The sequence below is a fragment of the Aeromonas sp. 1805 genome (genome assembly GCF_013085525.1).
Lineage (GTDB): Bacteria > Pseudomonadota > Gammaproteobacteria > Enterobacterales > Aeromonadaceae > Aeromonas > Aeromonas hydrophila.
Genome location: NZ_CP038515.1, coordinates 4,670,577 through 4,693,427, shown reverse-complemented (window position 1 = coordinate 4,693,427; position 22,851 = coordinate 4,670,577). Strand labels below are relative to the sequence as shown.

At 63.0% G+C, this 22,851-nt stretch carries 24 protein-coding genes; 9 read left to right on the top strand and 15 right to left on the bottom strand.

Annotated features, from left to right (window positions below):
* Window positions 1-5 precede the first annotated feature (5 nt).
* The 5 genes from E5E96_RS21745 to E5E96_RS21725 all read right to left on the bottom strand — a co-directional run bounded on the left by E5E96_RS21745 (window position 6) and on the right by E5E96_RS21725 (window position 3,784).
* Window positions 6-503: a GDYXXLXY domain-containing protein gene (locus tag E5E96_RS21745; RefSeq protein ID WP_171283132.1), complete on the bottom strand. Its 498-nt coding sequence runs from the start codon at window positions 501-503 to the stop codon at window positions 6-8.
* Window positions 500-1,507, bottom strand: a complete 1,008-nt coding sequence (locus E5E96_RS21740; protein WP_171283131.1) for a DUF4401 domain-containing protein — start codon at window positions 1,505-1,507, stop codon at window positions 500-502. The genes E5E96_RS21745 and E5E96_RS21740 overlap by 4 nt, the downstream gene beginning before the upstream one ends.
* On the bottom strand, window positions 1,500-2,438 hold the full coding sequence (locus tag E5E96_RS21735) for a DUF2157 domain-containing protein (RefSeq protein WP_024945953.1): 939 nt from the start codon (window positions 2,436-2,438) through the stop codon (window positions 1,500-1,502). Before E5E96_RS21735 ends, E5E96_RS21740 begins: the two co-directional genes overlap by 8 nt.
* A gap of 202 nt (window positions 2,439-2,640) precedes the next feature.
* On the bottom strand, window positions 2,641-3,198 hold the full coding sequence (locus E5E96_RS21730) for a TMEM165/GDT1 family protein (protein ID WP_010633534.1): 558 nt from the start codon (window positions 3,196-3,198) through the stop codon (window positions 2,641-2,643).
* A gap of 256 nt (window positions 3,199-3,454) precedes the next feature.
* Window positions 3,455-3,784 (bottom strand): translation initiation factor, encoded by a 330-nt coding sequence (locus E5E96_RS21725; RefSeq protein ID WP_171283130.1) that lies wholly within the window; start codon window positions 3,782-3,784, stop codon window positions 3,455-3,457.
* Window positions 3,785-3,903: 119 nt separating this feature from the next.
* Between E5E96_RS21725 and E5E96_RS21720 the strand changes: the two genes are divergently transcribed.
* Genes E5E96_RS21720 through E5E96_RS21710 form a run of 3 tightly spaced genes read left to right on the top strand, consistent with a single transcriptional unit; the run spans window position 3,904 to window position 6,699 of the window.
* The gene (locus E5E96_RS21720; protein ID WP_005302641.1) at window positions 3,904-4,131 is read left to right on the top strand and encodes a FeoA family protein; all 228 of its coding nucleotides are present in this window, start codon (window positions 3,904-3,906) and stop codon (window positions 4,129-4,131) included.
* Window positions 4,132-4,186: 55 nt separating this feature from the next.
* The gene (gene feoB / locus E5E96_RS21715; protein WP_171283129.1) at window positions 4,187-6,460 is read left to right on the top strand and encodes a Fe(2+) transporter permease subunit FeoB; all 2,274 of its coding nucleotides are present in this window, start codon (window positions 4,187-4,189) and stop codon (window positions 6,458-6,460) included.
* Window positions 6,457-6,699 (top strand): FeoC-like transcriptional regulator, encoded by a 243-nt coding sequence (locus E5E96_RS21710; RefSeq protein WP_011706553.1) that lies wholly within the window; start codon window positions 6,457-6,459, stop codon window positions 6,697-6,699. The genes feoB and E5E96_RS21710 overlap by 4 nt, the downstream gene beginning before the upstream one ends.
* A gap of 100 nt (window positions 6,700-6,799) precedes the next feature.
* Here the strand turns inward: E5E96_RS21710 and E5E96_RS21705 are convergent, their stop codons facing one another.
* The 4 genes from E5E96_RS21705 to E5E96_RS21690 all read right to left on the bottom strand — a co-directional run bounded on the left by E5E96_RS21705 (window position 6,800) and on the right by E5E96_RS21690 (window position 10,525).
* Window positions 6,800-7,279, bottom strand: coding sequence for a WbuC family cupin fold metalloprotein (locus tag E5E96_RS21705; RefSeq protein WP_171283128.1), 480 nt, complete (start codon window positions 7,277-7,279; stop codon window positions 6,800-6,802).
* 135 nt (window positions 7,280-7,414) lie between these two features.
* Window positions 7,415-8,686 carry a glucose-1-phosphate adenylyltransferase gene (glgC, locus tag E5E96_RS21700; protein WP_011706551.1) on the bottom strand — a complete coding sequence of 424 codons (1,272 nt, stop codon included), beginning with the start codon at window positions 8,684-8,686 and terminating at the stop codon, window positions 7,415-7,417.
* A gap of 282 nt (window positions 8,687-8,968) precedes the next feature.
* Window positions 8,969-10,108, bottom strand: a complete 1,140-nt coding sequence (tapW, locus tag E5E96_RS21695) for a type IVa pilus ATPase TapW (RefSeq protein ID WP_011706550.1) — start codon at window positions 10,106-10,108, stop codon at window positions 8,969-8,971.
* 60 nt (window positions 10,109-10,168) lie between these two features.
* Window positions 10,169-10,525 carry a DMT family protein gene (locus E5E96_RS21690; protein WP_005302630.1) on the bottom strand — a complete coding sequence of 119 codons (357 nt, stop codon included), beginning with the start codon at window positions 10,523-10,525 and terminating at the stop codon, window positions 10,169-10,171.
* A gap of 113 nt (window positions 10,526-10,638) precedes the next feature.
* On the opposite strand from E5E96_RS21690, the gene E5E96_RS21685 reads away from it, so the two are divergent.
* From E5E96_RS21685 to E5E96_RS21675, 3 genes are all read left to right on the top strand, one after another.
* Window positions 10,639-11,370, top strand: coding sequence for an ABC transporter substrate-binding protein (locus tag E5E96_RS21685; RefSeq protein WP_029300033.1), 732 nt, complete (start codon window positions 10,639-10,641; stop codon window positions 11,368-11,370).
* Window positions 11,371-11,470: 100 nt separating this feature from the next.
* Entirely contained in the window at window positions 11,471-12,478 is a 1,008-nt protein-coding gene (gene btuC, locus E5E96_RS21680; RefSeq protein WP_171283127.1) for a vitamin B12 ABC transporter permease BtuC, read from the top strand.
* On the top strand, window positions 12,465-13,250 hold the full coding sequence (locus E5E96_RS21675) for an ATP-binding cassette domain-containing protein (protein ID WP_171283126.1): 786 nt from the start codon (window positions 12,465-12,467) through the stop codon (window positions 13,248-13,250). Before btuC ends, E5E96_RS21675 begins: the two co-directional genes overlap by 14 nt.
* 21 nt (window positions 13,251-13,271) lie before the next feature.
* Here E5E96_RS21675 and aac(6') read toward each other — a convergent pair whose 3' ends face one another.
* Both aac(6') and E5E96_RS21665 read right to left on the bottom strand, forming a co-directional pair.
* The gene (gene aac(6') / locus E5E96_RS21670) at window positions 13,272-13,730 is read right to left on the bottom strand and encodes an aminoglycoside 6'-N-acetyltransferase (RefSeq protein ID WP_139389996.1); all 459 of its coding nucleotides are present in this window, start codon (window positions 13,728-13,730) and stop codon (window positions 13,272-13,274) included.
* Between the two features lie 6 nt (window positions 13,731-13,736).
* Window positions 13,737-14,801 carry a 3-deoxy-7-phosphoheptulonate synthase gene (locus E5E96_RS21665; RefSeq protein ID WP_045527311.1) on the bottom strand — a complete coding sequence of 355 codons (1,065 nt, stop codon included), beginning with the start codon at window positions 14,799-14,801 and terminating at the stop codon, window positions 13,737-13,739.
* Window positions 14,802-14,956: 155 nt separating this feature from the next.
* Here E5E96_RS21665 and E5E96_RS21660 point away from each other — a divergent pair, with 155 nt between their 5' ends.
* Window positions 14,957-15,337, top strand: a complete 381-nt coding sequence (locus E5E96_RS21660) for a diacylglycerol kinase (RefSeq protein ID WP_011706544.1) — start codon at window positions 14,957-14,959, stop codon at window positions 15,335-15,337.
* Between the two features lie 208 nt (window positions 15,338-15,545).
* Here E5E96_RS21660 and serA read toward each other — a convergent pair whose 3' ends face one another.
* The 4 genes from serA to E5E96_RS21640 form a co-directional block, all read right to left on the bottom strand.
* On the bottom strand, window positions 15,546-16,778 hold the full coding sequence (serA, locus tag E5E96_RS21655) for a phosphoglycerate dehydrogenase (protein ID WP_024946386.1): 1,233 nt from the start codon (window positions 16,776-16,778) through the stop codon (window positions 15,546-15,548).
* Window positions 16,779-16,997: 219 nt separating this feature from the next.
* Window positions 16,998-17,651, bottom strand: coding sequence for a ribose-5-phosphate isomerase RpiA (gene rpiA / locus E5E96_RS21650; protein ID WP_029303893.1), 654 nt, complete (start codon window positions 17,649-17,651; stop codon window positions 16,998-17,000).
* 185 nt (window positions 17,652-17,836) lie between these two features.
* Window positions 17,837-18,436 carry a 5-formyltetrahydrofolate cyclo-ligase gene (locus tag E5E96_RS21645; RefSeq protein WP_011706539.1) on the bottom strand — a complete coding sequence of 200 codons (600 nt, stop codon included), beginning with the start codon at window positions 18,434-18,436 and terminating at the stop codon, window positions 17,837-17,839.
* Window positions 18,437-18,568: 132 nt separating this feature from the next.
* Window positions 18,569-19,903, bottom strand: a complete 1,335-nt coding sequence (locus tag E5E96_RS21640) for a Na+/H+ antiporter NhaC family protein (protein WP_029303891.1) — start codon at window positions 19,901-19,903, stop codon at window positions 18,569-18,571.
* A 310-nt stretch (window positions 19,904-20,213) separates the two neighbouring features.
* Here E5E96_RS21640 and dapB point away from each other — a divergent pair, with 310 nt between their 5' ends.
* Together dapB and carA are read left to right on the top strand one after the other, a co-directional pair.
* Entirely contained in the window at window positions 20,214-21,026 is an 813-nt protein-coding gene (dapB, locus tag E5E96_RS21635) for a 4-hydroxy-tetrahydrodipicolinate reductase (protein ID WP_011706537.1), read from the top strand.
* A 688-nt stretch (window positions 21,027-21,714) separates the two neighbouring features.
* A complete protein-coding gene (gene carA, locus E5E96_RS21630) occupies window positions 21,715-22,851 on the top strand; it encodes a glutamine-hydrolyzing carbamoyl-phosphate synthase small subunit (protein WP_016351187.1) in 1,137 nt (378 codons plus the stop codon).

Below are 22,851 nucleotides of genomic sequence, written 5' to 3'. Positions count from 1 at the left end.
AGTAGTTACCAGCGCGCTCTGGTATTTCCCAGCGGTTTCAACTGCTCATCGCGCAGCCCCACCAAGAGCGCCTTGCCGCTCTCCTGCAGGCGAAATTCGCCGTAGCGCGCCGCCTCGTACTGCTCGCCGGTGCCCTCTTCGAAGAAGTAGGCGTCGGGGCCGATGAGCCACTGGCCGTCGCTGCGGCGCACCTGCAGCCGCCGCTCATCGCGGGCCAGCTGATCCGGTTTGCCCCCTTCCACCCAGCTGGCGACCTGCTGCTCGTCGAGGCGGATCACCAGGGTGTCGGCGGGGGCCTCATCTTGCTGCCGGTTGCCAAGCTGGCGGGCCAGCTCGTAGTTGAGGCGCATGTAATCTCCCTGCATCAGGGAGCGCGGGTCGACCGGGGCGAGGCGCAGCAGCACCACCTCACCGCTGCTCATGGCGCGCTCGTAGCGCCAGACGGTGACATTGATGGCCGCCAGGATGGCGAGGCCGGTCAGCAGCAGGGCGAGTCGTCTCATGAGGGGCTCCGCAGGCTCAGCCGTTTGAGCAGCTGGCGGGCGCCGAGCAGCAGCGCGCCCGAGCCCAGCAGCAGCCAGGATTTGGTCATCAGGGTCAGCCCCAGATCGTAGTAATAGAGGGAGCCAAAGCCGACCAGCAGAAGGCCGGCCAGGGTCATCAGGCCGACGCTGCCGGCATAGAAGCCGAGCACCAGCACCAGGGCGCCGGCCCCCATGCCGGGGATGAGGGCGCTGATCAGCACCAGCGGCAGCCCGTACAGCAGCGGCAGTTTCAGCCTGACCATGAGCCCCAGCAACAGGGCGGCGCAGAGCAGCGGGTTGAGCCAGAGCGGCAGGCGGGAGTGGCCCAGCTCGTCGAGCATGCCGGCGCCCCCGTCCCACAGCGGGTGGTGCAGGCGCCCCAGCACCAGCAGGGAGAGCGCCAGCCCCAGGGTGAGGGATTCATAGAGCTGATGGCGCACTGGATCGCGCTCAGCCTGCAGCCAACAGAGGGCCACCGCCGTCATCACCAGCGGCAGGGCCAGCAGTTGCAGGCCGAGGCAGGCGAGGGCAAGGGTGAGCAGGATGGCGGCGGCGAAGCTGTGGAACAGCCGGATCAGCCAGTGCTCGAACAGGGCGGCGATGGCCAGCGACAGCAGGGCGAGGGCGAACCAGAGCGGGGCCGAGTGCAGATCCAGCCGGTCGAGCAGGCCGTAGAGCAGCCAGGCATCGCCGGCCAGCGCCAGCGCCAGCACGAACTGATCCCACAGATCGCTGCGGGTGGCGAAGCGGTTGAGGCAAAAGGCGATGACCATCAGTACGACGCCCATCAGCAGGGCGCTGTCGGCATCCCGGGTGAGCTGGGAGAACGACATGAACAGGAAGAACAGCAGGAACAGGGCGGCAATCCAGCCCACCATGCCGAGCAGAAAGCGGCTCGACCAGTGGGGCTGGTCGTCACGGGGGGCATCCCCCTCCACCAGCCGGGCCTGTTGCAGTCGCTGCCAGGGGGTCAGATCACTCATGGGGCCTCCGTTGTTGTTGCAGCCAGCGGCTGGCCGCCACCGACAGGCCGATGGCGATGAGGCAGAGCAGCAGGAAGCCGTCCACGTCCGGCTCCATCCATTTGCCGAGCGCGGTCAGCAGCACCACGATGAGGCTCAGGCAGCCCATGGCGAGCCCGGCGATGAATCTGTGGTGCCAGCGCAGGTAGGCGGCCGCCAGCCAGCCGAGCCAGGCCGGCCAGACCCAGGGGGAGGCGACATCGAACAGCGCCAGCAGGGTCAGCAGGGTGACGCCGAACCCGGCGGCCAGCCCCGCCAGCCAGGAGGGCATTAGCCGGTAGTGAGCGGGCACCAGCAGCAATATGCCCCAGAGGGCGGCGTTGAACAGGGTCAGGCACCAGCCGAGGGCCTCCTCGTTGAAGGCGAAGAAGAAGTTGAACAGCCCGAGCCGCCAGTAGAGCACCAGCGCCAGCTGGCCGAGCAGCCAGCTCAAGGTCCACAGCAGCGGGCTCTGGCCGAGCGCCGCCAGCGGCAGCAGCATCAGTGCCCAGGTGGCGAACAGCTGCCAGGGATCGGCGCCGGTCTGGTAGGTCTGTCCCACCAGCGCCAGCAGGGCGCCGATGTTGAGGGCGATGGCGAGCAGCAGCGCCTGGCGCTGGCTGTCGGCTAGGGGCTTGCGCCACAGCAACAGCAGCATGGCGAGCAGTGGCAGCTCCAGCAGCGCGAGGCGCGAGAGGCGGCCCAGCTCCTGCCAGTTGAAGGCGACGAAGAATACCAGGCCGGCGCCGAGGCACAGGCTGCCAAGCCAGAGCAGCAGCCGATCGAACAGCCACTGCCAGCGGGCAGGGCCGGGGGGCAGCTCGCACAGGGCGAGGGCGGCGGGCAGACTGGCCCGCTCGAGGCGTCCACGCCTGACCCAGTCGAGCAGCGTCTGTCTTGAAGTGAAGTGCATGGGATGCTCCATCAGGTTTGCCGCATTATGCCACGGCCATGGCGCCGATTGGCAGCCCCCGTCTGCGGGCGCAACCTGCCCGGCAAGCGGATGCAAAAAGCCCCGCCAAAGGGCGGGGCTTGCTTGCAAGGACACGACATGGGCGCGGGAGTGGCGTCGGCAAGTGCTCACCCTTGCCTCGCCACCTTCTGATCCGGCCGGGTCAGGCGAACAGCAGGGTGCTCACCCCGAGGCCCACAAACAGGATGGCGCAGGCGATGCGGATCCCCTTGAGCGGCAGGCGATCGGCCCCCAGCTTGCCAAGCAGCACCACCGGCACGTTGGCCAGCATCATGCCGAGGGTGGTGCCGGTGATGACCTGGGTCAGCGAGTCATACTTGGCCGCCAGCAGCACGGTGGCGATCTGGGTCTTGTCGCCGATCTCGGCGATGAAGAACAGCACGAAGGTGGCCATGAAGGGGCCGTATTTGTCGAGCGGGCTCTCCTCGTCGTCCATCTTGTCCGGCACCAGGATCCAGGCGGCCATGGCGATGAAGGCGCCTGCCACCAGATAGGTCATCACCTTGGGATCGAGCCAGCGGCTGATGAACTCGCCAAGCCAGGCGGCGCCAGCGTGGTTGAGCAGGGTGGCTGCCAGCATGCCGGCGATGATGGGCCAGGGCTTGCGAAAACGACAGATGAGCAACAGCGCCAGCAGCTGGGTCTTGTCGCCGATTTCGGCGATGGCCACGCTGAGGGTTGAGGTTAACAAGGCTTCCATAAAAATGACCGGGGGACGGAATTGTTATACCTGAGACAAGCCTGCGCCATCCGTCCCCGGTATTGGCACTGGCCCGTCAAAGGTCTTGTCAAATCCGCGGCTGGCGTGGATCACCCTGACCATGGTGAGTTGGCACCAAGTATGTTGATCAGGGTCGCGAACCGGTTTGGGGCCGGCTGGCGAGACTACTCCCCCTCGATGGGAGCGGGCATTCTAGGGAAAAAGCGAAAGTGACGCAAGCCGGGCGGTGCGGGGATCAGCCGCCCACCAGCTTGACGCTGAAACCGGCCTTCTCGAGCTCGGCCTTGATCAGATCCCGTTTGTCCCCCTGGATCTCGATCACCCCCTCTTTCAGGCCGCCGCCGGTGCCGCACTTTTTCTTGAGCAGGGTGGCGATGTTCTTTTGCTGTTCGGCCGGGACGCCGTGGATGGTGATGACCCCGGCGCCCTTGCGCCCCTTGGTTTCGCGGCGGATGCGCACCACCCCGTCGGTGGGGAAGGGGGAGGCGGATTGCGGCTGGCTCTGTTCTTTGATGATGCCGCCGTCCGTGCTGTAAACCAGGCGGCTGTTGTTGTCGTGACTCATGGCAGTTATTTGTGGGTTAGCTAAGCGGAGTTTGATTTTACTCAAATAAGCGTTGAAAACACGGATTATAATGCCCCAAGTAAAAGAGAATTATTATTGTTTAACTTCAGGAGTCAGTCATGGTACTCGCGCAGTTGTCACCGGGACAGAGTGCTCGCATCAAGAACATGAATCAATTAACCCGTCCCCTGCGGCGCAAGCTGATGGTGATGGGCTTGTTGCCCCAGACTGAAGTCATCTATTTGCGCGCGGCCCCGCTCGGGGATCCGCTGCAGATCCAGTGTCAGGGGATCTGCCTCTCCATGCAAAAAAGTCTGGCCCAGCAAATCGAGGTCGAGCCGGTATGAAACACACCTCACAAAACAATCGTCTTGGTCAAAGCACTATCGAGGTTAAACCGGTATGAACTACTCCCTGGTAACCGTCGGCAATCCCAATAGCGGCAAGACCTCCCTGTTCAACGCCCTGACCGGGGCCCGCCAGCAAGTGGGCAACTGGAGCGGCGTCACCGTAGACAAGAAGATGGGCGAATTCAGTGCCCAGGGCCACGACTACAAACTGATGGACCTGCCCGGCATCTACAGCCTGGCCAACCAGGAGGGGAGCCTGGACGAGCAGATCGCCAGCCGCTTCGTGGAGGGCCAGCAGCCGGATCTACTGCTCAACGTCATCGATGCCGCCAACCTGGAGCGCTCCCTCTACCTCACGCTGCAACTGCGTGAGCTGGGGCTGCCCATGGTGGTGGTGCTCAACAAGATGGACATCCTGCAAAAGCGGCGCATCACCATCGACGAGAGCAAGCTCGCCAACACCCTCGGCTGCCCGGTGGTGGCCCTCTCGGCCCACAACCGCCAGCAGGTCGCCGCCTTCAAGAACCAGATCCAGCAGTTCATCGGCCAGCCGCAGCCGGCGCTGTTGCTGGACTACGGCAGCGAGCTTGAAAAAGATCTGGCGGAGCTTGAGACGCTGCTCGCCCCGCATCACCTCACCACCCGTGGCCGCGCCTTGCGCCTGCTGGAAGAGGATGCGGTGATGCAGGAGACCCTGCTGCCCGGCCAGCAGGCCGCCGCCGCCAACGTGGTGGCCCGCGCTCATCACGGGCAGGATGTGGACCTGCAACTGGCGGATATCCGCTACGGCCACATCCACCAGTGGGCCGCCCAGGCGTGCCAGCAGAAGGGCAAGCTCACCGCGGCCCAGAGCGAGCGGCTCGATCGGGTGCTGCTCAACCGCTGGTTCGGCATCCCCTTCTTCCTGCTGGTGATGTACCTGATGTTCATGTTCGCCATCAAGGTGGGCAGCGCTTTCATCGACTTCTTCGACATCATGGGCGGCGCCCTGTTTGTCGACGGGGTGCACCACCTGCTGGGGCTGATCCATGCGCCGGACTGGCTGGGAGCCATCCTGGCGGACGGCTTTGGCGTCGGCTTGCAGACTGTTGCCACCTTCATCCCGGTGATCGGCTGCCTCTACCTGTTCCTGGCGGTGCTGGAGAGCTCCGGCTACCTGGCCCGCGCGGCCTTTGTGGTGGATGCCCTGATGCGCCGCCTCGGCCTGCCGGGCAAGGCGTTCGTCCCCATGCTGATGGGCTTTGGCTGCACCGTGCCCTCGGTGATGGCGACCCGTACCCTCAACTCCGAGCGCGAGCGGCTGATGACCTCGGCCATGGCTCCCTTCATGTCGTGCGGTGCCCGCCTGCCGGTCTACGCCCTGTTTGCGGTGGCCTTCTTCCCCGAATCTGGCCAGAACCTGGTGTTCGGTCTCTACCTCATCGGCATCCTGGTGGCGGTGCTCACCGGCCTGTTGCTGCGCAGCACCCTGCTGCCGGGCAAGAGCGACTCCATGCTGATGGAGATGCCGGACTACGAGTGGCCGCGCCCGGTCAACGTCGGCATCAAGACCTGGCAGAAGCTCAAATCCTTCGTGTTCGGCGCCGGTAAAACCATCGTGCTGGTGGTCGCCGTGCTGAGCGTGCTCAACTCGCTCGGCACCGACGGCAGCTTCGGCCACCAGGATCAGGAGAGCTCGGTACTGAGCAAAATCAGCCAGGCGGTGACCCCGGTGCTGCACCCCATCGGCGTGCGCGATGACAACTGGCAGGCCACGGTCGGCATCGTCACCGGCATCTTCGCCAAAGAGGCGGTGGTCGGTACCCTCAACAGCCTCTACGCCGGCAGCGGCGACGGGGAAGAGGAGGCGAGCGAGTTCTCCCTGGTAAGCAGCTTCCAGGAGGCGATCGCCGCGGTCGCCACCAATCTGGCCGACATCGACCCGACCGACCCCATGGGGCTGGCGGTGGGCAACCTGGATGACCAGAAAGCTGCCGCCGAGGCGCAGGAGGTGGACGTCTCCACCTACGGCAACATGCAGAGCCACTTCGATGGCGCGGCCGGTGCCTTCGCCTATCTGTTGTTCGTGCTGCTCTACATGCCCTGCGCCGCCGCCATGGGCGCTCTGGTGCGCGAAACCGGTCGCCAGTGGGCCCTGCTGACCGCCGCCTGGTGCAACTACATGGCCTTCATGTGCGCCACCGTCTTCTATCAGCTGGCCACCTTTGCCGCGCACCCCGAGCAGAGCCTGTTCTGGGTGGCGAGCTACGGCTGCTCCCTGCTGCTGCTCTGGTGGGCCGGCCGTCGCCACGGCGACATCGTCGCCCGCAAGGTGGTGACCCTGTGATCCTGCGCGAGCTGGGGGAGTACCTCGCCGCGCAGCAGAAGGTGAGCCGGCGCGAGCTGGCCCGCCACTTCCACACCTCGGAAGATGCGGTGGAGGCCATGCTCGGCGTCTGGATGCGCAAGGGGCGGGTCGCCAAGCGGGAGACCCAGGTGTGCGGCGGCTCCTGCTGCGGCAAGAGCCAGGAGGTGATGTTCGAGTGGTGTGAGCCGGGCCAGATTGGTCTGGTGCAAAAGGGCTGAACCAGCGCGTTCGTCCGCTTCATTCGTCGATAAAAGAAGACCCGCCACTGGCGGGTCTTCTTTATGGCAGAGCGATTGGGCTGCCTGGCGGAGGAGGGGCTCAGCGCCCCGGCCAGCACTGACCCACCTCGGCGTGGCGATACCAGGCCATCAGGGCCTGCTGGCCCTCGATGTCGTCCACCGCCGGTGACCAGGGGGCGAAGTCCTCTTCCCGAAAAGGGGCGTAGGGGCCGTGTTTCACCTCGAAGATGACGGCGCCGGGATCCAGAGAGAGCACCGCATGCCAGCTGGCGATGGGGGTCTCCAGCACCGAGGTCTCTTCCCCCAGCACGGCGCGGGCAATGACGGTACCCTCGTCATCGAAGTTGAGCACCACGAAGCGGCCTTGCAGCGCGGTGAGCAGCTCCCAGGTCTGCAGGTGGCGATGGGGACGGATATAGGTGCCCGGCTCCATGGCGATGGCCAGGCGCTGGATGGGGTCGGTCAGCTCCTGATGCAGGTTGTGGTTCATGCGCAGGCGCGGGGAGTGGGCGGCCTCGTCGGCGAGGCTGGCAAGGCGGGCAACATCCAGTTTTTTCATATGCGATTCCATGGTGAGACGAAGGCAGGGCCGAGCGCAGAGTAGCATGCCCGGCGGCCTGTCAGGCAAGGGGCGAGCGGTAAGCAAATGTAAAAAGGGAGCCTCTATGACTCCCTTTACTATGACTGTTCGGCATCACAATCTGGCCAGCATCTCCTTGGTGACCAGCACTATGCCCTGCTCGGAGCGGTAGAAGCGGCGGGCATCCTCGCAGGCGTTTTCACCCACCACCAGCCCTTCCGGCAGCTTGCAGCCCTTGTCGATCACCACCCGGCGCAGCCGGCAGCCCGGGCCTATCTCGACCCCGGGGAAGATCACCGCCTGATCCAGGGTGCAGAAGGAGTCGACCCGCACATTGGTAAACAGCACCGAGCTCACGATGAAGGAGCCGCTGACGATGGTGCCGCCGGCAAACATGGAGTTGATGGTCATGCCGTGCTGGCCGTTTCTGTCCTGCACGAACTTGGCGGGCGGGGTCATGTTCTGGCTGGTCCAGATGGGCCAGTCCTGATCGTAGATGTCGAGCTCCGGGGTGACGGAGGCGAGATCCATGTTGGCTTCCCAGAACGAATCCACCGTGCCCACGTCGCGCCAGTAGGGGCGCTTTTGCGGACAGCAGCCGACGCAGGACATGCTGAACGGGTGGGCGTAGGCGGTGCCCTCTTGCACTACCCGCGGGATCACGTCCATGCCGAAATCGTGGTGGGAGGCCGGGTTGGCGAGATCCTCTTCCAGCAACTGGTAGAGGTAGTCGGCCTCGAAGATGTAGACCCCCATGGAGGCCAGCGCGGTGTCCGGTTTGCCCGGCATGGCGGGCGGGTTGGCGGGCTTCTCGACGAAGGCGTTGATCTTGCGATCCCCATCCACCGCCATCACCCCGAAGGCGCTCGCCTCATCCCGCGGGACCTCGATGCAGGCCACCGTCACCCTGGCCCCCATGTTGACGTGATCGAGCAGCATGGCGGCGTAATCCATCTTGTAGATGTGATCCCCCGCCAGCACCACCACATATTTGGGGCCGTGATCGCGAATGATGTCCAGATTCTGGTAGACCGCATCGGCGGTGCCGCGATACCAGTTGACCTCGTCCACCCGTTGTTGGGCGGGCAGCAAGTCGATGAACTCGTTCATCTGGTAGCGCAGAAAGGACCAGCCGGACTGCAGGTGGCGCAGCAGGCTGTGGGATTTGTACTGGGTCACCACCCCGACCCGGCGAATGCCGGAGTTGATGCAGTTGGAGAGTACGAAGTCGATGATGCGGAACTTGCCGCCGAAATGCACTGCCGGTTTCGCCCTGTTGTCCGTCAACTGTTTGAGGCGACTGCCCCGCCCTCCTGCGAGAACCAAGGCCATGGTCTCGTTCAGCAACTGTCTGGACTGTGCTGTATTGGCAGGTTGTAACAACATTGAATACCCCTTTATTGATAGAACCCCTTGATACTGCCTCCTTTGAAGCCAGTATGAAAGTGCTTTCACTCACACTTCTCACACGGTTTTTCGGTGAAGTGATGGTTTTGTCATTTGTGATGACAAAATCTGTCGCAGATGGTGCGATAGTTCACCAGATGTCACGGCGGCCCTGGGCTGGCGGGGAGGGCGGTGGCGTTGAAGGGCAGGCAGATGCGGGCGTTTTTTGTGCAAACACCCGCCGAAGCGGGTGTTTGCAGGTGCCGTCAGGGGAGGGCGAGGTCAGAACAGATCGTCTTTTTCGTCCTTGGTGGGCTCGAGGCTCCAGCCGGTGGCATCGCTGCTGCTGGCGATCTGGCCCTTCTCCTTCCACAGCTTGATCTTGAGGCGCAGGTTGTTGGCCGAGTCGGCGTTTTTCACCGCCTCCTCCTCGTCGATCACCCCCTCTACCACCAGATCGAACAGGGCGCTGTCGAAGGTGACCATGCCGAGGGCCTTGGATTTCTCCATCACCTCCTTGAGGCCGCCAAATTCGCCGCGTTTGATCATGTCGCGAATGGTGTGGGTGCCCAGCATGATCTCCACCGCCGCCCGGCGACCACCGTCGCTGGTTTTGACCAGCCGCTGGGAGACGAACGCTTTGAGGTTGTTGCCAAGGTCGTTGAGCAGCTGAGGCCGGCGCTCTTCCGGGAAGAAGTTGATGATGCGGTCCAGCGCCTGGTTGGCGTTGTTGGCGTGCAGGGTGGAAATCGCCAGGTGGCCGGTCTCGGAGAAGGCCAGTGCATGCTCCATGGTCTCGCGATCGCGAATTTCACCGATGAGGATCACGTCCGGCGCCTGGCGCAGGGTGTTCTTCAGGGCGGCGTGGAAGCTGCGGGTGTCCACCCCCACCTCGCGCTGGTTGATGATGCTCTTGCGGTGGCGGTGCACGAACTCCACCGGATCCTCGATGGTGATGATGTGGCCGCCGCTGTTGCGGTTGCGATGGTCGATGAGGGCCGCGAGCGAGGTGGACTTGCCCGAGCCGGTACCGCCGACGAACAGCACCAGGCCGCGCTTCTCCATGATGGTGTCGAGCAGCACGGGGGGCAGTTTCAGATCCTCGAAGCGGGGGATCTCGGTCTTGATGTTGCGCGCCACCAGCGACACTTCGTTGCGCTGCTTGAAGATGTTGATCCGAAAGCGGCCGATCTGGGGCAGCGAGATGGCGAGGTTCATCTCCAGCTCCCGCTCGAACTGCTGCTTTTGCTCGCCGTCCATGATGGCGTCGGCTATTCTGGCCACCTCGCCGGGCTCGAGCGGCGTTTCACTGAGCGGACGCAGGCCGCCGTTGAACTTGGCGCAAGGGGGGGCGCCGGTCGACAGATAGAGGTCGGAGCCATCCTGCTTGGCCAGGATCTGTAGCATGTCTCGCAATTCCATTGGTTTTGCCTCGTCTATCAAGCAGATGCAATTACATCGAATGTCATTGAGTGTACAGCGTCAGGCGCCGGTGAGTTTCTCGCGAAAGACAAAAAACACCGCGCCCAGGATGCACAGGCCGGCCCACAGGTAATCCCATTTCAGATCCTCTTTCAGATAGAAGATGGAGAAGGGGACGAACACGGTGAGGGTGATCACCTCCTGCAGGATCTTGAGCTGGCCGACGGAGAGCACGGTGTGGCCGATGCGGTTGGCAGGTACCTGCAGCAGGTATTCGAACAGCGCTATGCCCCAGCTCACCAGGGCGGCGATGATCCAGGGTTTGTGATTCATGCTCTTGAGGTGGGCATACCAGGCGAAGGTCATGAAGACGTTGCTGCACAGCAGCAGGCCGATGCTGGTAAAGATAGGGTTCATTAGGTTCTCCTTTAAAATCAATCGCATTTTATCTCCGAACCACGGGTTTTCATAAGTGGGGTGGCAGGGTATTTTTAATCCATCAAGGATGAAGTCACAGAGGGTTGTACGGGATGGGCAAGACAAGCTGGGGTGTGCTTGGTCTGCTGTTTGCCTGCCTGGTGCATGGGGCGCCGACCCTGACGGTGGCCACCGATGTCTGGCCGCCGTTTCGGATAGTGCAGCCGGACGGCCGCTTCGGCGGGCTGGACATGGACATCTTGCAGCAGTTGCAGCGCCGCAGCGGCATCCGCTTCGAGGTGAAACGGGTGCCCTGGGGGCGGGCGCTCAAGCAGATGCAGACCGGCCAGGTGGACCTCATGATAGGCTTGGCGATGACGGCGGAGCGGGCAGCCTTCATCGATTATCTGCAGCCGGCCTACTATCAGTGCCGGCCGGCCTTCTACGGCAAGGCGGCGGCGGTATCGACCCTGCGCACCTACGCCGACCTGCAGGGCAAGAAGGTGGGCTATGTGCTCAATTCGGCCTATTTTGCCCCCTTTGATGCCGACAACCGACTCGACAAGCACGGGGTGCCCACCGAGGATCAGCTGCTGCGCATGGTGCAGCGCGGCCACCTGCCGCTGATGATCGGCACCGACTGCCAGGTGGACTACGCCCTGAGCCAGGACAACGAGGCCGGTTTGCTCAAGGCGGCCTATCAGCCGCCGCAACCAGTGGTGCTCTATCTGGGCATGAGCAAGCACTCCCCCCATCAGGCGCTGCAGCAACCACTGGCACTGGCTCTGCAGGAGCTGGTGGCAAGCGGCGAGATCGCCGCCCTCGCCAAGCCTTACCAGCCTTGACCTCGGGTAGTAACACGCTGTTATCATGCGTTTTTCATGACTCGCGTCAGCTGCTCGACAGGCTCTGGCGCTGGCTCCTTCTCACCTTCGGAGAGCCTCTGTGTATCTCTCTTTGCTCGCCCGCCAGCAGCGCTGGCAGCGGCGCTGGTTGCTCGGCCTGCTGTTGCTGACCCTGGCGCTGTTCCTCTGCTCCCTCGCCTGGGGCGAATTCGTCTTGCTGCCCTGGCAGCCGCTGGGGGATCTCGAGCAGCGCATCCTGCTGGAGCTGCGCCTGCCGCGCGCCCTGCTGGCCCTGCTGGCGGGGGCGGCGCTCGCCTGCGGTGGCGCCGTGCTGCAGGTGATTCTGCACAACCCGGTGGCCGAACCCGGCCTGCTCGGTGTCTCGAGCGGGGCGGGATTGGCCGCCATGGTGGCGATGGCGGTGGCCAAGGCCCTCGGCGTCTATCTGCCGGGCTGGGGGTTGTCGCTGGCGGCCTTCGGCGGTGCCCTGCTGGTGACCATGCTGCTCATTCGGCTGGCGCGCCGGGCCCGGCTCGGCCACGCCCGGCTGCTGCTGTTCGGGGTCGCCATCGGCATCCTCACCAACGCCGCCATGACCTGGCTGATGTACTTTGCCGATGATGGCTCCCTGCGTGAATTCATGTTCTGGATGATGGGCAGCCTTGCCTATGGCAGTCAGCAACTGGCCTGGTGGTGGCTGCTGTTCCCGCTCGCTCTCGGCTGGCTCTGCTGGCAAAGCAAGGCGCTGCAGCAACTGCTGCTGGGAGAGACCCAGGCCCGCCTGATGGGGCTCGATGTGGACAGGATGCGGGTGCGGCTGGTGCTGGCGGTGTGCCTGCTCACCGGCATGGCGGTGGCGCTGTGCGGTGTCATCGGCTTCGTCGGGCTGGTGGTGCCCCATCTGCTGCGGCTCTGTGGCGGCAGCGATCAGCGCTTTCTGCTGCCCGCCTCGGCGCTGGGGGGCGGCGCCCTGCTGCTGGCGGCCGATCTCATCGCCCGCTCCGCCTTGCAGGCGGGGGAGCTGCCCATCGGGGTCATCACCGCCTCGGTCGGCGCCCCGCTCTTCATCTATTTGTTGTTGAGGCAAGATGCCCATGCCAGCACCTGATCACCCCGGGGGTCAGCCTCCCTTGCTGGCGGCCCGCGCCCTTGCCGTCGCCAACCGGCTCGCCCCCCTCGACCTTGCCTGGCAGGGGGGCCAGCTGGTGGCCCTGCTCGGCCCCAACGGCAGCGGCAAGTCGACCCTGCTCGGCGCCCTGGCCGGCCTCTTGCCGGGGCAAGGGGAGGTGCGCATCGGTGGGGCGTCGCTGGCGGACTTGAGCTGGCCGGCACTGGCACAGCGGCGCGCCATGCTGCCCCAGCGCCAGCCCCAGCTGTTCCATATCCCGGTGTTCCAGGTGCTGAGCCTGGGGCTCGATGAGGCACAGCCTGCGGCCAGACAGAACGAGGCCATTCAGGCGCTGTGCCAGGCGCTGGAGCTGGAAGCCTTGCTGGCACGGGACTTCAGCCGGCTGTCTGGCGGGGAGCAGCAGCGGGTGCTGATCGCCCGCACCCTGCTTCAGGTGTGGCCGAGCCTCAACCCGGGCGGGCGGGTATTGCTGCTGGACGAACCGCTGGCGGGACTGGATCTGCACCATCAGCTGGCGCTGCTGCGGCTGCTCAAGCAACTGGCCGGGCAGGGGTTGCTGGTGGTGCTCGCCATCCACGACATCAACCTGGCCATCGACTGGGCCGATCGCCTGCTCTGTCTGCAACAGGGGCGGGTGGTGCGGGAGGGAGGCGTCGAGCTGGTGGACGAGGCGCTGCTGGCGCAGGTGTTTCAGATAAAGACCGATCGCATCGAGGCGGGCGGCCGGGTCTGGTTTATGCCGACCCTGTGAGAAACAAACAAGGCCCTGGCGTCAGCCGAGGGCCTTTTTGAAGAAGACGACCCGCTCTGTTTCGGCAAAGCCGAGTCGCTGGTGCAGCTGCTGGGAGGCGAGGTTGTCGATGGCGGCATCGGAGGCCAGCTCGCGACAACCCAGCTCGCGGCCCCACTGGGCCACCCGGGCGATCAAGGCCTGGGCCAACCCGCGCCGGCGTGAAGCCGGCTGCACATAGACCCCTTCCAGATAGACCACAGGGCTGCTCTCGCAGCCGTTCACGTAATCGCGGCGCAGGGCGGCATCGGCAAAGGCCACCGCCTGGCTCTGCGCATCCAGCACCAGAAAGGCGTTGAGATGGGCTGCGGTCAGCAGCTCGGCCCCTTCCTGCAGATGGGCCGCCATTTCGTGGTGCGGCCACAACTGCTGGCGCAGGGTTGCCCACTGCGCCAGCAGCGTCTCGTCGAGAGGCACTATCCGCCAGTCGGCGTTTGTCATCCGCACTCAGCCCTGCTGCTTGGCAAGGCGCACCTGGGCGGCCTCGGCCAGCATGGCCAGCAGGGTTTCGGTGTCGCTCCAGGAGAGACAGGCATCGGTGATGCTCTGGCCGAAAGTGACGGCGCAGCCGTTCTCCACATCCTGCCGCCCTTCCACCAGGAAGCTCTCGGCCATGATGCCGGCGATGCCGGTGCGGCCGCGGCGCAGCTGATCGCAGATGTCCTGCGCCACCAGCAGCTGGCGACGGTGATCCTTCATGCTGTTGCCGTGACTGAAATCCACCACCAGCCGCTCGGGCAGGCCGACGTCGGCCAGCGCTTCGCACGCTTCATCGATGCTGGCGGTATCGTAGTTGGGGCGGTGACCGCCGCGCAGGATCACGTGGCCATAGGGGTTGCCGGCGGTACGGTAGATGGTCATCTTGCCGTCCTTGTCCGGGGAATAGAAGATGTGGCTGTGACGGGCGGCGCGCACCGCGTCGATGGCAATGCGGGTGTTGCCGTCGGTGCCGTTTTTGAAGCCGACCGGGCAGGAGAGGGCGGAGGCCATCTCGCGGTGCACCTGGGATTCGGTGGTGCGCGCGCCGATGGCGCCCCAGGTGATGAGATCGCTGATGTACTGGCCGGTCACCATGTCGAGGAACTCGGTGGCGGTGGGCATGCCGAGGGCGTTGATGTCCACCAGCAGCTTGCGGGCCAGTTTCAGCCCTTCGTTGACGTCGAAGCTGCCATCGAGGCGCGGATCATTGATGAGGCCTTTCCAGCCGACGATGGTGCGCGGCTTCTCGAAATAGGTGCGCATCACGATGCACAGGCTCTCTTTATACTGCGCGCGCAGGGCATTGAGGCGCAGGGCGTACTCGTGGGCGGCGGCCGGATCGTGAATGGAGCAGGGACCGACGATGACCAGCAGGCGCTGATCCTCACCGGCCAGGATCGCTTCCACTTCGCGGCGGGCATCCAGCAGATTCTGGGCAACGGTGTCGCTTAACGGGAAGGCGTGCGCCAGTTCGCTGGGAGTGATCAGGGACTCCAGGCGACGGGTGCGCAATTCATCGGTGTGAATGGACATACGACTCGATTCTCGAAATGGGTGGCGTGGGCAGTAGCAGTGACTGAGTGCCGAAGAGGCAAAGGGATAAAATAAAGCAAAAAACCCCTGATGGAAACCTCGAGGGGCTCTGATAGGATGTGAGCCCCAAAACGATTCCAAATGAGGTAGATAGCGTGGCAAAGCCAGGGGCAACCGGGGTCACCCGCATCATCAATGCAACCGGTTACAGCATGAAGGGGCTCAAGTCAGCCTGGATCAACGAGGCGGCCTTCCGGCAGGAGCTGATGCTGATCCTGCTGCTGATGCCGCTGGCGTTCTGGATCGGCGATACCCTCGAGCAAATTCTGCTGCTGGTCTGCATCAGCTGGCTGGTGGTGATCGTCGAGGTGCTCAACTCCGCCGTCGAAGCGGTGGTGGATCGCATCGGCTCCGAACATCATGAGCTCTCCGGTCGCGCCAAGGATCTGGGCTCCGCCGCCGTCTTTATCGCGCTGGCCCTGAACGCCCTGGTGTGGGGCGCTTTGGTTGGCCGCAACCTGCTGGGTTGGTGGTAAGTCAGGCCGCATTCTCTCTCGCGTCATTGCTCTCTCCCTTTGGGGAATGGCTGGGTGAGGGAGGTATCTTCTCCCCCTCATCCCCACCCCTTCTCCCGCGAAGGGAGAAGGGGGCAAAGGAGCAAGGATGCGGATGTGCGCTTAGCATCGCAGCATAAAAAAGCCCGTCATCACGACGGGCTTTTTGCTGGGCGGCTCTGCAGGCCAATCAGTGCAGGATGCGGGCACGGATGGTGCCGCCGATCTCCTTGAGCTTGGCCAGCGCCTTCTCGCTGTGCTCGGTCTCCACGTCGATCACCACGTAGCCGATGTGGCTGCTGGTCTGCAGGTATTGGCCGGCGATGTTGATCCCCTCGTCGGCGAAGATCTGGTTGATCTGGTTCATCACGCCGGGCTGGTTGCGGTGAATGTGCAGCAGGCGGCTGGAACCCTTGTGGCCGGGCAGGGAGACCTCGGGGAAGTTGACGGCGGAGAGGGTGGAGCCGTTGTCCGAGTATTTGACCAGCTTGTTGGCCACTTCCAGCCCGATGTTCTCCTGGGCTTCCTGGGTGGAGCCGCCGATGTGAGGGGTCAGGATCACGTTGTCCAGCCCGCGCAGCGGAGTGAGGAACTCTTCGTCATTGGACTTGGGTTCGCTGGGGAAGACGTCGATGGCGGCGCCGGAGATGTGACCGCTCTTGATGACGTCGGCCAGAGCATCGATGTCAACCACGGTACCGCGGGAGGCGTTGATGAAGATGGCGCCCGGTTTCATCATGCGCAGTTGCTCGGCACCGATCAGATCCTTGGTGGAGGCGGTCTCAGGCACGTGCAGGCTGATGACGTCGGACATGTTGAGCAGCTCGACCATGCTTGGCACCTGGATGGCGTTGCCGAGCGAGAGCTTGTTCTCGATGTCGTAGTAGTAGACCTTCATGCCGATGCTCTCGGCGATGATGCCGAGCTGGGTGCCGATGTGGCCGTAGCCGATGATGCCGAGCTTCTTGCCACGGGCTTCCACCGAGCGGTTGGCCAGCTTTTCCCACACACCGCGATGGCACTTGGCGTTCTTCTCCGGGATGCCGCGCAGCAGCAGCAGGATCTCGCCCAGCACCAGTTCGGCCACCGAGCGGGTGTTGGAGAAGGGGGCGTTGAACACCGGGATGCCGCGCAGATGGGCGGCGTCGAGCTCGACCTGGTTGGTACCGATGCAGAAGCAGCCGATGGCCACCAGCTTGTTGGCGGCATCCAGCACCTTCTCGGTGATCTGGGTGCGCGAGCGCAGCCCCACGAAATGCACGTCACGAATGCGCTCGATCAGATCTTCTTCGGAGAGAGAGGTCTTCAGATACTCCACACTGGTGTAACCTGCGGCACGAAAGGTTTCCACCGTGTTGGGGTGAACCCCCTCCAGCAGCAGTACCTTGATTTTATCCTTGTCCAGTGAAAACTTGGCAGTCATGACGATCCCTCTATGTTTGCAAAAGTGAGTGCAGATATGGTGTGTGAAGAAAACCGTAAAGTAGCAAAAACGTTTGGGAGAGGGAATATTTGTGACGAAAGTCAAATTCTTTGAAGTTTTCAACGATAGTTGTAAACGAGGGTTTGCAACTCATTGAGCAACCAATAAAAACGGCGCCATGGGGCGCCGTCTTGCATTGGGGGGGTCTTGGCAGGCACCTTATTGGGTGATGACCCCGTCGGGAGTACCAATCAGCACCACATCTGCACCGCGGTGGGCGAACAGACCGTTGGTGACGGTGCCTACGATGGCATTGAGCTGCACTTCCAGCCCCTTGGCATCGCTGATGGCCATGCCTTTCACGTCCAGGATGTGGTTGCCGTTGTCGGTGACCACCCCTTCACGCCAGACCGGGTTGCCGCCGAGTTTTCTGATCTCGCGGGCCACGTATTCGCGGGCCATGGGGATCACTTCCACCGGCAGCGGGAAGGTGCCGAGCACGTCGACCGTCTTGGTGTTGTCGATGATGCAGATGAACTTGTCGGCCACGGCGGCGACGATCTTCTCGCGGGTGAGGGCTGCGCCGCCGCCCTTGATCATGTCGCGGGTGCCGTTGATCTCGTCGGCACCGTCCACGTAGACGGAGAGGGCGTCGATCTCGTTGAGGTCATACACTGTGATGCCGAAGCCCTTGAGGCGTTCGGTGGAGGCCACGGAGCTGGATACCGCCCCCTTGATCTCGTCCTTCATGGTCGCCAGTGCATCGATGAAGTGGTTGACGGTAGAGCCGGTGCCTACCCCGACGATGGTGCCGGGAACCACATACTTGAGCGCAGCCCAACCGGCCGCCTTCTTCATTTCATCTTGAGTCATGATCGATCCTTTGGAAAAAAGCGGCCGCATTATATCCAAGCCGCCCCCTCAGAGCGACCACCCAGCTCACGTTCCGGGCCAAAAACCTGCAAGATGTAAATCGTTTGCCTGTTTATTGCGCCATGTCATTGCGCCATGGCTGTGGCAGCAGGGCGTGACGATCGCGGCAGAGGGGGCAGACGGTCCTAGCCGGGAAAGTGCCAGCAGCGGCTGGGGGTGATGATCTGGGGCAGCGGTACGTCCCACTCCTCCTGCGGCACCGCGTCCACCTGCTGGCAGTCGTGGGCGAGCCCCAGTGGCTTGGGGCCGAGCCTGTGTTCATGCCAGCAGGCGAGGGTGCGATCGTAGTAGCCGCCGCCCATGCCGAGCCGGTTGCCTGCCGCATCGAACGCCACCAGCGGCGTGCAAATCAGATCGAGGGTGCTGTGGGGCACCACCTGCTGCATGTCGAGCTCAGGTTCGGCGATGCCGTAGCGGTTGCGGGTCATGGGGCTGGTGGCGGTGTAGCGCAAGAAGAGCAGGTGGCCCGGGGTGAAGGGGTGCAGTACCGGCAGGTAGACCTCTTTTTGCTGGGCCCACAGCCAGTGGATGGCGGGCAGGGGATTGAGCTCGCCGTCGTTGGCCAGATAGAGGGCGATGCGTTTGGCCGCCAGGATCTCGGGATGCTGCTTGAACTGGGCAACCAGCTGCTGGGCCGCCTGCTGCTGCTCGGCCTGGGTCAGGCTCTTTCTGCGCTGGCGGATGAGCTGGCGCAGGGATTGTCTTTCAGGCTGGGTATCCGGCATGGGGGCTCCTCTGATGAACGGGCGGGGGGCGACGAGCGGATCGCGCTGACAGGCGATCACCTTAACAAGGCCGCGCCGGGTTGAACAGCGCGGCTCGGCCGCCGGATCCTCGGGGACCCGGCGGCCGCACTATCAGGTGTGGGCGGCTTTGCGCATCTGGTGCTTGACGAACACCGCCACCAGGGCGGCCAGCGCCAGCGCCATGGGGTAGAAGCTCATGCTCACCACTGCCAGCGGGGAGAGGGCGAAGATGGAGCCCAGCAGCAGTGCCTGGGCGCCCCAGGGGATGAGCCCCTGCACCACGCAGGAGAAGATATCCAGCATGGAGGCGGCGCGGCGCGGAGTGACCCCGTGATGATCTGCCAGCTCCTTGGCCACCTTGCTGGCGACTATGATGGCCACCGTGTTGTTGGCGGTGCAGAGGTTGGTGAGGCTCACCACCCCGGCGATGCCGAGCTCGGCCGCCTTCTCGTTCTGCTCGCCGTCGTGCTGACGGGTGAAGCGAGCGATCAGGGCGCTGATGCGGCAGCTTATCCAGGCCAGCCCCCCCTGGCGCTCCATCAGGGCGCCGAGGCCGCCGATCAGCATGGAGAGCAGGAAGATCTCCTGCATGCCGGTGAAGCCCTGATAGATATCCTTGCTGAACTGGCCGAGGGGGTAATCCCCCAGCAGGCCGACTCCGCCGGCCGCCAGAATGCCGAGCCCCAGTACCATGAAGACGTTCATGCCAGAGAGGGCCAGCACCAGGATCAGCAGATAGGGCATCACCTTGAGCAGCTCGACATGGGCCTCGGTAGCGGGAGCATCCCCGACCGATCCCAGGGTCAGATAGAGCAGGATCACCCCGATGGCGGCCGGGGCGGCAATCTTGAAGTTCTCGCGAAACTTGTCTTTCATCTCGCAGCCCTGGCTGCGGGTGGCCGCAATGGTGGTGTCGGAGATGATGGAGAGGTTGTCGCCAAACATGGCGCCGGAGAGGATGGTGCCCGCCATCAGCACCGGATCGATGCCGGCGGCCTGGGCCACGCCGAGCGCCACCGGTGCCACGGCGCCAATGGTGCCCATGGAGGTGCCCATGGCGGTGGCGATGAAGGCGGAGATGAGGAACAGCCCCGGCAGCAGGAACCAGCCGGGGATGAGGGAGAGGCCGAGCGCGACCGTGGCATCCACCCCGCCGGTGGCCTTGGCCACGGTGGCGAAGGCACCCGCCAGCAGATAGATGAGGCACATCGCCATGATGTTGTTGTCACCGACCCCCTTGAAGAAGGTCTCGAGGTTCTTGTTGAACCCCTCCTTGCCCAGCACCAGCGCCAGCATGACGGCGGGGAGGGCGGCGACGGGGGCGGGCAGTTGATAGAAGGCGAACTCGACCCCCTGCAGGGTCAGCCAGGTGCCGGTACCGATAAAGAGAGCAAGAAAGACCAGCAGAGGCAGCAGGGCTCTGGCGCTGGGTTGAGTCTGGATCATGTGTTCCTCGATGGTTGAACATGACCTCCCTGTCTCAGCCAGCCCGCAGTGGGGTGAGCGTGGCGGGCATCCTGCCGCTATGGGGCGTCTACAGTAGTGAGTCGCGCCCGCCCGGTCAAGATAGCCGTCCAGATGGATACTGCTTTTTGTCTTGTGATTTTGCTTAATTGATTAAATCCGTCAAATATTCGGATTTAAAGAGATATGTCGTTGAATTTTCGGGTGACTGACGGCGGCCACGGCGGGCTTTTCAAAGCGGGCGCAGGCTGGTAAAACGGTCTCTTTCCTTAATAGAGATGAGAGGGTGGAGATGGACAATCCGATCCGTGTGGCCGTGATGGGCTGTAATGGTCGTATGGGCAAGGTGCTGCTGGAGGCGATCAGCCATGCCGAGGGCGTGGTGGTCGGGGCGGCGCTGGAGCGACCGGGCTCCGCCGTGATCGGGCTGGATGCCGGCGAACTCAACGGGCTGGGTCGGCTCGGCGTCATCATCAGCGACAGCCTGGACAAGGTACGGGACGAGTTTGATCTCATCATCGACTTCACCCGCCCCGAGGTGACCCTGGCCAACCTGGCCTTCGCCCGGGCCCACCACAAGCAGATGGTGATCGGCACCACCGGCTTTGACGACGCGGGCAAGGCGGCGCTCAAGGCCGCCGCCGGCGAGATCGGCATCGTCTTCGCCTCCAACTACTCGGTCGGCGTCAACCTGGTGTTCAAGCTTTTGGAGCAGGCCGCCAAAGTGATGGGGGATTACACCGACATCGAGATCATCGAGGGGCACCACAGACACAAGGTGGATGCACCGTCCGGTACCGCGCTCTCCATGGGCGAGGTGGTGGCCAAGACGCTCGGACGTGACTTGAAAGAGTGCGCTGTCTACGGCCGCGAGGGGATCACCGGCGAGCGGGATCGCAACACCATCGGCTTTGCCACCATTCGCGCCGGCGATCTGGTGGGGGAACACACCGTCATGTTTGCCGACATCGGCGAGCGGGTGGAGATCAGCCACAAGGCCTCCAGCCGCCTCACCTTCGCCAACGGTGCGGTGCGCGCCGGCAAGTGGCTCAAGGGGCAGGGCGCCGGCCTCTATGACATGCAGGACGTGCTCGGCCTCAAGTAACCACATCCACTGACATCCAGGCACCCGTGGTGCGCACGAAGAGGCTGCCCGGCCCGTTCGTCTGCTAAAAACCCCGCTCATGCGGGGTTTTTTATTGGTGATTTTGTATAAATGCCGCTTACGAAGCGATTTTCGTGCGAAGTGGTATAAATCCTCCCTCTCTGCTGCTGCGCCGGATCTGCCATTGCACAAATGTCATCGGCTGGTAACGAAATTGGGCCTCAATAGCCCCTGTCAGGGCATTTTTTTACATCCATCAAAACAGACTAAAAATTCAAACGCAGAAAAACGTTTTCCATTTTTCAAGGCCACTCATCCTCCCTAAAAAAGCTGTTTGAAGGCATTGAGATTTTTTATATGAAACTTCATTGTGTTGTTTTTTAAGGATTAAAAATTGGTTTTTGTATCAATGCTGGCCTCTTGGTCTGGATTGTTAGCAACTTTTGCCTTTTCTTTTCAGGGTGGGGGTTGCAAAGCGATTGAGTGCATAGATAATGGGTAATGTTGCTTGTTTATTGAATTTAGATGCATTTCAGATGAGAAAAGACGTTGAAATGCGATCGTTTTTAAGTAGAATGCGCCCAATTTGCCAGAAATCTGCCGGGTTCGAGTCCTGTCCAAGGCCGGAACCGAGCCCGCAACACCCAGGTAAATTGCTGAATTTAAAGCTAAATAACTGGAGGTTGTCTTGAATCACACTGCATTGCTAGTGCTGGAAGATGGAACTGTGTTCAAAGGCGTGTCGATAGGCGCCGAGGGATGTTCCGTTGGTGAAGTGGTTTTCAATACGTCGATGACGGGCTATCAGGAAATCCTCACCGATCCCTCTTATTCCCGTCAGATAGTCACCCTCACTTACCCCCATATAGGCAACACCGGCACCAACAGCGAAGATGAAGAGTCCAGTCAAATCCACGCGCAGGGATTGATCATCCGGGACCTTCCGATACTTGCCTCCAATTTCCGCAATCAGCAATCCCTCTCCGAATACCTCAAGTCTCACAACATCGTTGGTATCGCCGACATCGACACCCGCAAACTGACCCGCATCCTGCGCGAGAAAGGCGCCCAGGCCGGCTGCATTCTGGCCGGGAAACAGGTTGATGAAGCGTATGCCCTCGAACAGGCCCGCGCCTTCCCTGGTCTGAAGGGGATGGACCTGGCCAAAGAGGTGACGGTTGGTGAAGCGTACAACTGGACCGAGGGCAGCTGGCAGCTCGGCAAGGGTCACGTCACCCCGGCTGCCGACCAGCTCAAATACCACGTGGTGGCCTACGATTTTGGCGTCAAGCGCAACATCCTGCGCATGCTGGTGGACCGCGGCTGCCGTCTGACTGTAGTGCCAGCCAAGACCCCGGCTGCCGAGGTACTGGCGCTGAACCCCGATGGCATCTTCCTCTCCAACGGTCCCGGCGACCCCGAGCCGTGCGACTACGCCATCGAGGCCATCGAGGCCTTCCTCAAGACCAATATCCCGGTGTTCGGCATCTGCCTGGGTCACCAGCTACTGGGTCTGGCCTCCGGCGCCAAGACCATCAAGATGAAGTTCGGCCACCACGGTGCCAACCACCCGGTGAAGAGCCTGGACGACAACACCGTCATGATCACCGCCCAGAACCACGGTTTTGCGGTGGACGAGCAGACTCTGCCGGATTGCCTGCGCGCGACCCACGTCTCCCTGTTCGACGGTTCCCTGCAGGGCATCCATCGCACCGACCGTCCGGCCTTCAGCTTCCAAGGTCACCCCGAAGCGAGCCCGGGCCCGCACGACTGTGCCGGTCTGTTCGACCACTTTATTGAATTGATCAAGCAGTATCGCGCTTAA